This window comes from Bacteroidales bacterium, from assembly GCA_014860575.1.
GTDB lineage: Bacteria > Bacteroidota > Bacteroidia > Bacteroidales > JAAYJT01 > JAAYJT01.
The window spans coordinates 221,849-234,160 of the sequence record JACZJK010000016.1 but is presented as its reverse complement, the minus strand read 5'-3'; the positions used below and the strand labels follow the sequence as shown (position 1 = coordinate 234,160).

Below are 12,312 nucleotides of genomic sequence, written 5' to 3'. Positions count from 1 at the left end.
TAATTGGTCGATTGGTTGGAGTGATGGAGTAATGGAATTATTAATTCAAAATTCCAGATTTAAGATTCGTAAATATACAGACGACATCGATTTTGTATTTGAACTTTGGATTTTGTTCTATAGACTTTGATCTTTGCATTGATTAGTTAATTGGTTGGAGTAGTGGATTCCCAATGACCTAGGTTAATCATACAACCTAACATATTCATAGGTGTTCCCCAGGTGGTCGAGGAAACGAAGAAAATCACTGTATTTGATCACCACCGAGGCTGTATTGATGCATGGATGAAAACTGATGGTTTTTGAATTCTGCAGGTTCTCATCGAGGAATAAATGCACATGGTGATCCATATCATTGATAAGCCCAAGTGGAGATACCGAACCCGGAGTAACGCCCAAATATTTCATCATCCGCTCAGCGGAGGCAAAAGTTAACTTTCCTTGTTTAAGACGATTTTCGAGGTCTTTAATTGCCAATGAATGCGTATACTCAAGGATCACAAGATAATGCCGGTTTCCTTTGTGGTTCCGGAAAAAAAGGTTCTTACAATGGGTTGCTTCTATGTCTTTCCAATAGAGCGCAGCTTCCTCAACGGTAGGAACCGGAGGGTGTTCGTAGTAATCGAAGGTTATTTTTAAATACTCAAAAAGTTCATAAAGTTTCGGATCTCCTCTCATTGTGGCAGGTTTTAGTTGGCTATATAATAATGTGGTGTTTTGCATGAAGTAAACCGTGGTCTTACGATAGTTATACAGTTGTCATAGATGGTCATACAATAGTCAAACAATTGTCATTCAGTTGTTACTTGATCAACAGTATGGGGTCTATTAGTAAAATTGTTCATCCAATTCTAGTTTTTCATTCATTTTACCTCTTGGAATTTGGGACTTGGAATTTTAGACTTTGATCTTTGATCTTCTCTCAGTCTTTCCACTTCAACACGGCATCTTCAGTCTCCAGTATCAATCCCTGCTGCAGGTTGTTAACAATTTCTTCGCGGATAAGGTTGATTAACCGCCGTTTTAGAAAACCACTTCTTACAATAAGGCTAACTTCTCTCTTAGGAACAGGTTTAGAAAAACTACGCAAAAATCGCCTTTTTTCTTCAGTCATTTCCAGTGTGGCCAGGTGCGGTAATAAAGTATATCCATACTGCCTGTCGATAATACGGGTCAACGCTTCCAACGACCCGGTTGTATATCTGAATTTATTAAAACTGGCAGGAATATTTCTGCTACAGAGTTTAAGCACATGTTCCCTGAAACAATGCCCGTCAGTTAACAGCCACAGACTGTCAGTAAGTAAGTCGTCGGGATGCACTGTATCAGCTTGTAACAGAGGATGACCTTCAGAAGCATACACCCATAAAGGTTCATAATAAAGAATAATTTCATCAATTCCTTTTTCGTGCAGGGGTGTTGAAACAATGCCGGCATCAAGCACACCGGTTTTAACTTTTTCAATCACTTCATTTGTCAATGCTTCTTCAAACTGGAAATCAATGTTGTACCTTGCCGTTAAGCCTGATATCAATCCCGGTATCAGATGAGGTCCAATGGTTGGAATCACGCCAATACTTATGTCGCCAGTGGGTTCGCCATGGTCTTCTTCAATGATTTCTTCAATTTTTTTTGCTGCATTCACCGTTTCACGGGCCTGCTCAATAATCATTTTTCCGATAGGTGTTGGCTGAACCGGTTGACGGCTGCGATCGAAGATCAAAACGCCCATTACATCCTCAAGTTTTTTTATCTGCATGCTCAAAGTAGGCTGTGTTACGAAGGAATGATCGGCCGCTGTTTGAAAGTGGCGGTACTTGTCTACGGCAAGTATATACTCCAGTTGACTTAGCGTGATGTTCATATTGAAAGAAATTAGCTTGCAAAGATATAGTTATTATCTATCATGTTATAAATATTATCAATTTGACTGATGTATCCTTACGTATTAATTTTGCACCATTATTAAACAACAAGAAATACAGTACATTTTCATAACAAAAAATAATCAATCAATTAATTCATCTTAAAACAAAAACCATGGAAAATCAACAAGAATTTTACCAGATGCCCCGTATCGGCGACATGGCTCCCGATTTTGAAGCAGTGACCACAGCCGGAAAACTCCGTTTCTCGGAATTCAACAAAGGAAGTTGGGTCGTTTTGTTTTCACACCCCGCCGATTTCACACCTGTTTGTACTACCGAAATGTCGGGTTTTGCCCTGCGTGAGGATGAGTTCAAGGCTTTGAATACCAAGCTTATGGGATTAAGCATTGACAGCATTCATGCACATGTGGCGTGGGTTCACAATGTTAGAGAGAAGCTCGGAATTTTGATGAAATTTCCGATTATCGCCGACATTGATATGAAGGTTTCAAAACTCTACGGAATGTTGCAACCCGGCGAAAGTGAAACTGCCGCTGTAAGGGCTGTATTTATTATGGATCCGAATGGCAAGGTTCGCCTGATCATGTATTACCCGCTGAATGTTGGCCGTAATATGAACGAAATCATTCGTGCCCTGACAGCCCTGCAAACAGCCGATAAACACAAGGTAGCGCTTCCGCTCGACTGGCAACCAGGCGACAAAGCCATTGTACCTCCGCCAAAGACAGTTGATGAAATGGAAGAGCGCATTGCCAGTAAATATGAGATGATTGATTTCTACCTGGCAAAAACAGACCTGAACTAAGGTTATCCTTTTACCACTGAGGCACTGAGGGCACTAAGAAATACTCAATAAACTTTAGGCCTGCAGAAAGCTCAAATCTGGTGTTCAAGGTGCCTCTTTGGTTAAACTTACAAGTTATAAACCTTTAAAACTGAAATTATGAAAACTACAAATGCAATAGGACTTGATGTCCAAAAATCCACAGAACTTGCTGAAAAGCTGAATGACTTGTTGGCCAACCTCCAGGTATTTTATACCAATACCCGTGGTTTCCATTGGAACATCAAAGGGCCAAAGTTTTTTGAGCTGCATGTAAAGTTCGAAGAATTATATAACGATCTGATCCTGAAAATTGATGAGGTGGCTGAGCGTATTCTTACACTCGGAGCCACACCAAAACATTCTTACAGCGACTACCTTAAAACGTCGGAAGTAAAGGACTCAAAAGTTGTAAGTGACGGCAACGAAGCTGTAAAACAAATACTCGAAGCCTTCAAGATCATGATTGCAAAAGAACGCGTAATTCTTGATCTTTCAGCTGAGCTTAACGACGAAGGTACGAATGCACTGATGAGTGACTACATTCGTGAGCAGGAAAAGCTTGTTTGGATGTATTCGGCTTATCTCGGATAAATCTAATTTGACTCCCGAACCAATTACCACTTAGGCACTAAGAACACTGAGAATCACTAAGAGTCTTTCAAAAGAATTTTACTCAGCACTTAATCCCATCTTTAAGCTAAACATCTTAGTGCAACTTAGTGCACTCAGTGCCTTAGTGGTTCAAAAAAACCAATCATGATATTACACCGTGCAAATACCAGGGGCTATGCCGATCACGGCTGGCTTAAATCGCATCACACTTTCAGTTTTGCTGATTATTACGATCCATCACGGATGCATTTCGGGAAACTGAGGGTGCTGAACGATGACATTATTGAAGGCGGAAGCGGCTTTGGGCTGCACCCGCACAACAACATGGAAATCATTTCCATTCCTATAACCGGTGCCCTGGCCCATCGCGACAGTTATGGTTCGGACGATATTATTGATGTCAACAAAGTACAGGTAATGTCGGCAGGCAAAGGAATTTCACATTCCGAACACAACGCCACGTCCGATCAGAAAGCCAATTTTTTGCAAATCTGGATTTATCCCAGGTCAATGAATATTGATCCGCGCTACGACTCTCGGTATTTTGATCCGGCTGCACGCATCAATCAATTTCAATTGCTTGTTTCGCCCGATGGCGCTCACAACTCACTATACATTCATCAGAAAGCCTATTTATCGCGCATTGTGCTAAAAGAAAAAAACGCAGTTGACTATAAACCCTTTCTTGAAGATAACGGTGTTTATTTGTTTGTGATCAGCGGTGAAGTTGAGGTAAACACTGAATTGCTAGGGCAACGTGATGGAATGGGAATTGTTGATCAGCCTCAGATAAGCATTTCGGCAAAACAGGATACTGATTTGATTGTCATCGAGGTGCCGATGAAATAAATCTGCGTACTACTGTTTGAGTTCAAATTTATCCCAGTCGAGGCCAAAGGTGATATTCTTCCGGAAAGATTCAAGTTTGCCTGCCGAAAGTGTTATGGTTTCAACCAATTCCTGATGTGGTAAGGTTTCTGAAATTTTCGCGCCCCACGGATCAATAACCATTGAATCACCGCTATGAGAGATTCCATTACCATCAGAACCGATTCTATTTACGCCCACAACGTACGATTGATTTTCAATGGCCCTTGCTGTTAAGAGAGTTTTCCAGGCATGGTTCCTGATTTCGGGCCAGTTTGCTATAAATATCTGGCAGTCAAAATCGTATTCCCCGGCCTTGTATGAATTCCGGCACCAAACAGGGAAACGCAAATCGTAGCAAATTTGGAGATTTAATTTCCAACCTTTTAGTTTAACTACCAATCTTTCATTTCCGGGAGTAAAAAATTTATCCTCCTCCGCCATCCTGAAAAGATGCTTTTTGTCATAGAAAAATGATTCGCCGTTTGGTAACACTACATAAAGACGGTTCAAATATTTCCCATCCTCTACTACGATGTAGCTTCCCATCACAGCACATTGTTTTTCGGCTGCTTTGCCAAGCATCCACTTTAAGGTTGTGCTCTTTACATCTTCGGCGAGCGATTCCGGCTGCATTGTGAACCCTGTGGTAAACATTTCGGGCAGTACAATCAGATCAGTAGGTTCAGTGATTGAAGCAATCAGTGCATCGAAATGTTGCAGATTGCGTTCGGGGTCACGCCACGCGAGATCGGATTGTACAATGCTTACCTTTAAATCTTGCATAATATCTTAGCCGCTTTTTCAAGTGTTTCCTCGGTTTTAGCAAAGCAGAAACGCAAATGCTTATTATCATCGTTTTTATAATAAAACGCTGATAGCGGAACCGAAGCAATTTTATGGTCTTTGATGAGCCGAATAGCAAATTCCATCTCATCTTCGTCAGAAATATTGCTATAATCAAGCGTTTGAAAATAGGTTCCGTTACATGGCAACGGTTTGAATCTTGATCCCTTTGTAAGATTGAAGAATAAATCTCTTTTTTGCTGGTAATACCCCGGAAGGTGAATGTAATTTTCTTCATCTTCCAAAAACTCTGCTATCGCATGCTGAACAGGAGTATTGGAAGCAAAAACAATGAATTGATGCGCTTTTCGTAATTCAGAAGTGAGGTTGGCAGGCGCTGCCACAAAGCCTGTTTTCCATCCGGTTGCATGAAAGGTTTTGCCAAAGGATCCAACTACCAGACTTTTTGAAGCTAGTTCGGGGTATTTGCTGACACTTTCGTGCTGCAGCCCGTCGAAAATGAGATGCTCATATACCTCATCGCTAAGTATGATTATATCGCGATTGCGGGTAATCCTGATCAGTTGGTTTATATCATTATGGCTCAACACAGTACCTGTAGGGTTATGCGGTGAATTGATAATGATCATGCGCGTCCGGTTCGAAATCAATGCCGGGAATCGTTGCCAGTCAATACTAAAATCGGGTTGCTGCAAGGTAGCATATTTCACAAGACCACCATTTATTTTTACCGATGGTGCATACGAATCGTAAGCCGGTTCAAAAATTATGACTTCATCATCGGTTCGCACAAAAGCAGAGATAATTGCATAAATGGCCTGCGTTGCGCCCGCCGTAACAGTAATATCAGTTATCGGGTCGTACTCTGCCCCAAAGGTTTTTTTGATTTTTTCGGCTATGGCTTTTCGTAATTGAAGTACTCCGGGCATGGGGGCATATTGGTTGTACCCCTTCTTCATGTACTTATGAACCAATGATATCAGGTTCTCAGAAACAGGAAAATCAGGAAAGCCCTGCGAAAGGTTAATGGCTTTATGGTCAGTAGCCAATTGGGTCATTACTGCAAAGATTGAAGTGCCCATATTTGGCAATTTCGATCCTACTGACCAGGGGTAATTTTCCATCAGATAATAATTTTAGCAGGCAAAGGTAAGATTTTAAAGTTTTGCTCAAAAACATAAAAACCACTTGCTTCAAGTTCGTAGAAACAAAACATAATAAAATACAAAGACTTAATAACTGGTTTGCAGCCAAAAAAATCAAATACCTATATTTGCAAACGGCTTTATAAGTGTTCATTCAAATTCATAACATTAAAAACCACATAAAAATGAAAACGTTAAAAGACTATAACTTCAATGGAAAGAAAGCCCTCATCAGGGTAGATTATAATGTGCCGCTTGACGATGATCAAAAAATTACCGATACAAACCGCATTGACGCCACGTTTGACACAATCAGCGAAATTCTCTCAAAAGGTGGTTCGGCCATCCTGATGTCGCACCTGGGAAGGCCCAAAAAAGGCCCTGAAGACAAGCTCTCGCTCAGACATTTAGTCGAGTATCTTAACGAGTTATTCAAAACCGATGTTCTGTTTGCCAATGATTGCATTGGCGAAGAAGCCTTAAAACTCTCTGCTGAACTCAAACCCGGGCAGATTCTACTATTGGAGAACCTTCGTTTTTATAAGGAAGAAGAAGCAGGAGATGTTGATTTCGCAAAAAAATTATCTGCCCTTGGTGATGTTTACATCAATGATGCCTTCGGAACGGCGCACCGCGAACATGCCTCAACGGCTGTAATTGCAAGGTTTTTTCCAGATGATAAAATGTTCGGGCGCCTTATGAATGCTGAAGTAAGCAGTTTAAAGAAAGTAGTCCATGATGCTGAACGCCCCTTCACAGCAATCCTTGGCGGAGCAAAAGTGTCTTCGAAAATTCAGGTCATCAATCACCTGATCGGGAAAGTTGACAACCTGATTATTGGCGGAGGCATGATGTTTACTTTTATAAAATCAATGGGCGGAAAAATCGGTGGCTCCATGGTTGAGAATGAATTGCTTGATGTGGCTAAAAATATTATTGAGGGAGCCAAGGCATTTGGCACCGATCTGTATCTTCCGGTTGACACTATTGCCGCCGACGCTTTCGCTAACGACGCAAAGCGAATGGAATGTGCTGCAAATGAAATTCCAGATGGATACCTGGGTTTGGATATTGGAAAACGCTCATGTGTGCAATTTGAGGAAATTATAATGAATTCCAAAACCATCCTATGGAATGGGCCAATGGGAGTTTTTGAAATGTGCAATTTCCAGCATGGTACAAAGTTCATTGCCGAAGTTGTTGCAAGGGCTACCGAAAAAGGTGCATTTTCTCTGGTAGGTGGTGGCGACTCAGTAGCTGCAATCAATAAATTTAAACTGGCCGATAAAATAAGCTATGTTTCAACTGGTGGCGGGGCTATGCTTGAATATATTGAGGGCAAAACCTTACCTGGTGTTGCAGCGATTGAAAACGACTAATAAAAGAACATGAAGCGCTTCCACCTGATTTTGCTTTCGTCTTTGAGCGGATTGCTTTTGAGCATCGCCTGGCCAATGTACGGATTGCCAAGCCTGCTTTTTACCGCCTTCGTACCGCTGCTGATCATTGAAGATCATTTCTGGAAACAAAAAAACATCAATTCGGTTTTTTCTATTGTCCCCTACCTTTTATGGTCGTTTTTTATCTGGAACCTATTGACTACCTGGTGGATTGTTCATTCAACAGCGGTTGGAGCAGCCCTGGCTATAGTATTGAATTCGATCTTCATGACGGTTTTCTTTGTACTTTTTCATTTTGTCCGCCGAACACTTACAAAGCCATCCCAGGGATATCTTTCACTTGTTTTCTTTTGGATCACCTTTGAGTTTATACACCACCACTGGGATCTGAACTGGCCCTGGCTGAGCCTGGGCAATGGTTTCAGCGCTTATCCAACGTGGATACAGTGGTATGAATTTACAGGTATTTTTGGTGGGAGTGTTTGGGTGCTGGCTGTCAACATTTTGATTTTCCTTTCATGGAAAAAGTTGCGGCAACGCTATTCAGCTAAAAAAATGCTTTCACGAAGTGCGCTTGTTTTTTCTCTGATCCTACTCCCGATTCTGATTTCACAAATTATTTATAAAACATGGGAGGAAGATAAAGGCCAGCCGGTTGATATTGTTGTGGTCCAACCTAACGTGGACCCTTATGGCGAACAATACGAACTACCCCCGCTTGAAATAGCTGACCGGATATGGGATCTTGCGGTTCAAAAACTTGATGAAGAAGTGCAATTTATCGTTTGTCCCGAAAGCGCCATCCAGGAATATGTGTGGGAAGAGAACATGAATAATACGCCGAGCGTGAACCACTTCCGTGAATACCTCTATGATTATCCCGGTGCAAGCATAGTAATCGGCCTGTCTTCCAGAAGAATGCTTGAACCTGCTGAGAAACTAACACCTGGAGCCAGAAAATTCCGGGATGCCGACTTGTATTATGAAGCCTATAATACTGCCATGATTTTCGATACGTCTTCACATTTTCAGCTTTATCATAAATCAAAACTCACTCCCGGGGTTGAAGTAATGCCTTTGGTTCGCTATGTTAAGTTCATTGAGAACCTGGCTTTTGACCTGGGTGGTACAGTGGGAACCCTGGGTGTGGATGAAGAACGAACGCCCTTTTCTACTTCGGAAGGGCTGAAAATAGGAACCGCCATTTGTTATGAATCGGTTTATGGGGAATTTATGGCTGGCTTCGTAAAAAATGGAGCGGATTTGATTTTTGTGATCACCAATGACGGCTGGTGGGAAAACACAGCCGGGCATCGCCAGCATTTACTATTTTCTTCAGTAAGGGCTATAGAAACCAGGCGTGCCATTGCAAGATCAGCAAATACAGGTATTTCGTGCTTTGTTAACAAGCGTGGTGATATCCTGCAAGCCACCAACTACTGGGAGCCGGACGTGATCAGGCAAACTGTTTATACCGGCGATGGGCAGACTTTTTACGTGCGTTTCGGCGATTATATTGCACGCATTTCGTCATTTGGTGCAGTGTTGATGTTACTGATTTCAGTAATGTTGCGATTGAAGAATAAAAATGTGGCTAAAGCCTGATATGAATTGTGTTTTATAATCAGTTGGCTAAAGACATATTGCCGTCAGCTTTAGCTGACGGTTCCCGAAAACTGAATGATCAAGTGGCTTTAGCCTCATAAAACAAATTATAATGCTCAAACAAATTCCCCTTCCCGATCTTAACGCCATGAACAATGGCACCATGATGCAACATCTTGGTATCGAATACACAGAATTGGGCAGTGATTACATTTGTGCCCGTATGCCGGTTGATCATCGCACAAAACAACCAGCCGGTCTGTTGCATGGTGGCGCCAGCGCTGCATTGGCCGAGTCACTTGGGAGCGTAGGTTCAGTGCTGATGACTGACAATGAAACACAGGCTATCGTTGGGATCGAGATAAATGCTAACCACCTGCGCAAGGTGAAAGAGGGTTATGTTTTTGGCAAAGCAACAGTGATCGCGCACTCAAGAAAACTGCATGTCTGGGAAATCCGCATCAGCGATGAACGGAACCGTTTGGTTTGTATTTCAAGGTTAACGGTGATGGTGATTGATAAAAAATGATAAGATTACCAAGATGCTAAAGCCCGATAACCAACAACAAAAGAATAAAGTAAAGCGCCCGTTCGTGATTTTCAGAATGCCCGGATCATCAGGATCATCAATTTATTCCGGCAAAATCAAACCTATCATTTTACAGGAAGCATTTAATCTTCATGGCTTCATTCTATCTCCGTTTATAAACTCATCTCAAAATCCGACAGTGTTTCTTGAACCAGATGCTGTTACAGAGATTATATCAGACATTCCTGATTCGCTGATTGATCAAATGCAGTTATCAGAATCGTTGCCTGAAATCAAAATGACAATCAATACGGATAGAGAAACTTATATCCAGGACCTCAAAAAGCTGATTGAACTTCTTAAGTCTGGCGAGGCAAACAAAGTGGTGATTTCGCGAACAACTGTGATTGAAAGTTTTTCGAACCAGCAGTTGATCAGATTGTATAATACGCTGTGCAAAACTTACCCGAATGCATTCGTTTACATTGCCCATATACAGCCTTATGGTATTTGGATGGGTGCTACACCTGAAACATTGATCTCTTGCCATGACAGTGAATGCAACACCATGGCGCTTGCTGGTACACGGAAATCAGGCTCACAAAGTGATTGGGGAGTAAAAGAGCGTGAAGAACAGAATATTGTCAGCAAATATATTCAAACAACACTGGCAGGTCATCGTGTTCATAATCTTGAGGTTTCTGGCCCTTTTACAAAACAGGCTGGCGCGATGGAACATCTGTGTACAAATTTTAGTTTTGGAACTCCGGATGATGAAACATTAGTTCAGATCATCAATAGTTTGCATCCGACTCCGGCTGTTTGCGGCATTCCTAAAGCAAAGGCACTTCAATTTATCTCACAATTCGAATCCCACAACCGTGAATATTACACCGGATTTCTAGGTCCAGTGAACTTTAGAGGGAAAACAGATTTATTTGTGAACCTGCGTTGTATGAAAATCACATCATCAAAAATGATACTTTTTGCCGGAGGAGGGATCACAAAAGATTCGGTTCCTGAAAAAGAATGGGAAGAAACTGAGCTTAAAGCCCAAACGCTGCTATCCGTGATTGAGAAAGTGTTGGAATAGTCAATTGGTTAATTGGTCTATTGGTGAATTTGTTGGAGTCATGGAGGTATGGAGTAATGGATTTATTAATTCAAAATTCCAGATTTAAGATTTAAAATTCACAAATTACATCCATTTTGAATTTATTTTTTGGATTTTGGGCTTTGATCTTTGGTTGATTGGTTGGAGTGATGGAGTATTGGAGTAATGGAGATGAACTGTAGCAACTGTATGACAATTGTATGACCATGTATTTCAACTGTATGACCATCGTATCACAACCGCATGACGCTCTTAATTCTCAATTTTCCGGGTCTGTAAAACAAAAACAAACTGGCTTTGTTACTTTAGTATCCTTATTAACAGGCATATTTAACCACAAAAAATGAATAAATTATGATTTCCGAAAAAATTGCAAAAGCAATCAATGATCAAATTGCATTGGAAGAACATTCTTCACGCATTTATATGAGCATGGCTTCATGGTGTGAGGTACAGGGTTATCCCGGAGCGGCAGCTTTCCTCTACAAGCACAGTGATGAAGAGCGTATGCACCAACTGAAATTCTTAAAATACCTGAACGATCGTGGAGGACATGCCGAATTGCAATCGCTTGAGCAACCCAAGCTTGAGTTTGGCAACCTCAGTTCTTTGTTTGAAGAGGTGATGAAGCACGAAGTGCATGTAACGCATAGCATTAACGAAATCGTTCACCTTTGTATAGAAGAGCGGGATTACACCACGCATAATTTTCTTCAATGGTTTGTTCAGGAACAAATTGAAGAAGAAAGCCTCGTAAAAGGTGTGCTTGACCAGCTTAAGCTGGCTGGTGATGCCAAGGGCGGACTTTTCCATATTGACAAGGAATTATCGGCTCTTGCAGTAGCTCCTGAAGCAGGTGTAGGCGAATAAGCTATTGATAAATTAATTTGAATAACCCTGAAGCGGTCTGCTCTCAGGGTTTTTTTTCATCTGCATGATAGTTTCCACCAGCTCATTATACCACGCTTCGCCATATTTCCGGATCAGAGAATCCTTGAGGAAGCGAAACAAAGGAAAATCAAGTTTTGCGCCGTTGGTAAGCGCTTTGTTGCAAATTGACCACTTGTGGTAGTTTACTGCTTCAAAGCCGTTGTAGGATGTAATCCTGATAGGATATAAATGACAGGAAACCGGCTTACGGAAATCAATCTTGCCGCTATCATAGGCTTTCTCAATGGCACAGCGTGCAATCTTGCCGGTGAAATAAACAAAGGCACACTCCCGGCCATTCACTAGGGGAGTCACAAAATTACCTGCCGCATCGTAATCGAAAACACCTGACTCCCGAACCACCTCAATTCCTTTGGTGACCATATAAGGAATTATTTCTTCAAGGCTGTCCTGTATTTGCGCTATTTCATCCTCTTCCAAAGGGGCTCCGGCATCGCCCGCCACACAACATGCACCAAGGCAGCGGGGCAGATCGCAGCAAAAGCGAACATTAGCAACATCATCGGATACAAGGGTTTCTCCAACAGGAATCATGAGGACAAAAGTAAGGTAAATTTCAACAACAGC

The 12,312-nt window shown here is 41.7% G+C and carries 13 protein-coding genes; 8 read left to right on the top strand and 5 right to left on the bottom strand.

Annotated features, from left to right (window positions below; genetic code table 11):
- Positions 1 to 183: 183 nt before the first annotated feature.
- A complete protein-coding gene (locus IH597_03815; GenBank protein MBE0661573.1) occupies positions 184 to 678 on the bottom strand; it encodes a prolyl-tRNA synthetase associated domain-containing protein in 495 nt (164 codons plus the stop codon).
- Positions 679 to 922: 244 nt separating this feature from the next.
- On the bottom strand, positions 923 to 1,858 hold the full coding sequence (locus tag IH597_03810) for a LysR family transcriptional regulator (protein ID MBE0661572.1): 936 nt from the start codon (positions 1,856 to 1,858) through the stop codon (positions 923 to 925).
- A gap of 182 nt (positions 1,859 to 2,040) precedes the next feature.
- Between IH597_03810 and IH597_03805 the strand changes: the two genes are divergently transcribed.
- The 3 genes from IH597_03805 to IH597_03795 all read left to right on the top strand — a co-directional run bounded on the left by IH597_03805 (position 2,041) and on the right by IH597_03795 (position 4,176).
- The gene (locus IH597_03805; GenBank protein MBE0661571.1) at positions 2,041 to 2,694 is read left to right on the top strand and encodes a peroxiredoxin; all 654 of its coding nucleotides are present in this window, start codon (positions 2,041 to 2,043) and stop codon (positions 2,692 to 2,694) included.
- A 138-nt stretch (positions 2,695 to 2,832) separates the two neighbouring features.
- Complete coding sequence (locus IH597_03800) at positions 2,833 to 3,306, top strand: DNA starvation/stationary phase protection protein (GenBank protein ID MBE0661570.1); 474 nt, start codon at positions 2,833 to 2,835, stop codon at positions 3,304 to 3,306.
- 165 nt (positions 3,307 to 3,471) lie between these two features.
- A complete protein-coding gene (locus IH597_03795) occupies positions 3,472 to 4,176 on the top strand; it encodes a pirin family protein (GenBank protein ID MBE0661569.1) in 705 nt (234 codons plus the stop codon).
- Between the two features lie 9 nt (positions 4,177 to 4,185).
- Here IH597_03795 and IH597_03790 read toward each other — a convergent pair whose 3' ends face one another.
- Both IH597_03790 and IH597_03785 read right to left on the bottom strand, forming a co-directional pair.
- Complete coding sequence (locus IH597_03790; GenBank protein ID MBE0661568.1) at positions 4,186 to 4,980, bottom strand: amidohydrolase; 795 nt, start codon at positions 4,978 to 4,980, stop codon at positions 4,186 to 4,188.
- Complete coding sequence (locus tag IH597_03785; protein ID MBE0661567.1) at positions 4,968 to 6,125, bottom strand: methionine aminotransferase; 1,158 nt, start codon at positions 6,123 to 6,125, stop codon at positions 4,968 to 4,970. Before IH597_03785 ends, IH597_03790 begins: the two co-directional genes overlap by 13 nt.
- 206 nt (positions 6,126 to 6,331) lie before the next feature.
- Between IH597_03785 and IH597_03780 the strand changes: the two genes are divergently transcribed.
- The 5 genes from IH597_03780 to IH597_03760 all read left to right on the top strand — a co-directional run bounded on the left by IH597_03780 (position 6,332) and on the right by IH597_03760 (position 11,664).
- On the top strand, positions 6,332 to 7,525 hold the full coding sequence (locus IH597_03780) for a phosphoglycerate kinase (GenBank protein ID MBE0661566.1): 1,194 nt from the start codon (positions 6,332 to 6,334) through the stop codon (positions 7,523 to 7,525).
- A 9-nt stretch (positions 7,526 to 7,534) separates the two neighbouring features.
- Positions 7,535 to 9,151, top strand: coding sequence for an apolipoprotein N-acyltransferase (lnt, locus tag IH597_03775; protein MBE0661565.1), 1,617 nt, complete (start codon positions 7,535 to 7,537; stop codon positions 9,149 to 9,151).
- Positions 9,152 to 9,263: 112 nt separating this feature from the next.
- A complete protein-coding gene (locus IH597_03770; GenBank protein MBE0661564.1) occupies positions 9,264 to 9,680 on the top strand; it encodes a hotdog fold thioesterase in 417 nt (138 codons plus the stop codon).
- Positions 9,681 to 9,693: 13 nt separating this feature from the next.
- The gene (locus IH597_03765; protein ID MBE0661563.1) at positions 9,694 to 10,773 is read left to right on the top strand and encodes a chorismate-binding protein; all 1,080 of its coding nucleotides are present in this window, start codon (positions 9,694 to 9,696) and stop codon (positions 10,771 to 10,773) included.
- A 375-nt stretch (positions 10,774 to 11,148) separates the two neighbouring features.
- Entirely contained in the window at positions 11,149 to 11,664 is a 516-nt protein-coding gene (locus IH597_03760; protein ID MBE0661562.1) for a ferritin, read from the top strand.
- A gap of 12 nt (positions 11,665 to 11,676) precedes the next feature.
- On the opposite strand, the gene IH597_03755 is transcribed toward IH597_03760, so the two are convergent.
- Positions 11,677 to 12,279 carry a DUF3109 family protein gene (locus IH597_03755; protein MBE0661561.1) on the bottom strand — a complete coding sequence of 201 codons (603 nt, stop codon included), beginning with the start codon at positions 12,277 to 12,279 and terminating at the stop codon, positions 11,677 to 11,679.
- Positions 12,280 to 12,312 lie beyond the last annotated feature (33 nt).

What these genes read in the sequence shown, in the direction of transcription:
- IH597_03815 (MBE0661573.1), bottom strand. Translation starts at nt 678, where the DNA reads ATGAGAGGAGATCCGAAACTTTATGAACTTTTTGAGTATTTAAAAATA.
- IH597_03805 (MBE0661571.1), top strand. Translation starts at nt 2,041, where the DNA reads ATGGAAAATCAACAAGAATTTTACCAGATGCCCCGTATCGGCGACATG.
- IH597_03800 (MBE0661570.1), top strand. Translation starts at nt 2,833, where the DNA reads ATGAAAACTACAAATGCAATAGGACTTGATGTCCAAAAATCCACAGAA.
- IH597_03795 (MBE0661569.1), top strand. Translation starts at nt 3,472, where the DNA reads ATGATATTACACCGTGCAAATACCAGGGGCTATGCCGATCACGGCTGG.
- IH597_03790 (MBE0661568.1), bottom strand. Translation starts at nt 4,980, where the DNA reads ATGCAAGATTTAAAGGTAAGCATTGTACAATCCGATCTCGCGTGGCGT.
- IH597_03785 (MBE0661567.1), bottom strand. Translation starts at nt 6,125, where the DNA reads ATGGAAAATTACCCCTGGTCAGTAGGATCGAAATTGCCAAATATGGGC.
- IH597_03780 (MBE0661566.1), top strand. Translation starts at nt 6,332, where the DNA reads ATGAAAACGTTAAAAGACTATAACTTCAATGGAAAGAAAGCCCTCATC.
- lnt (MBE0661565.1), top strand. Translation starts at nt 7,535, where the DNA reads ATGAAGCGCTTCCACCTGATTTTGCTTTCGTCTTTGAGCGGATTGCTT.
- IH597_03770 (MBE0661564.1), top strand. Translation starts at nt 9,264, where the DNA reads ATGCTCAAACAAATTCCCCTTCCCGATCTTAACGCCATGAACAATGGC.
- IH597_03765 (MBE0661563.1), top strand. Translation starts at nt 9,694, where the DNA reads ATGCTAAAGCCCGATAACCAACAACAAAAGAATAAAGTAAAGCGCCCG.
- IH597_03760 (MBE0661562.1), top strand. Translation starts at nt 11,149, where the DNA reads ATGATTTCCGAAAAAATTGCAAAAGCAATCAATGATCAAATTGCATTG.
- IH597_03755 (MBE0661561.1), bottom strand. Translation starts at nt 12,279, where the DNA reads ATGATTCCTGTTGGAGAAACCCTTGTATCCGATGATGTTGCTAATGTT.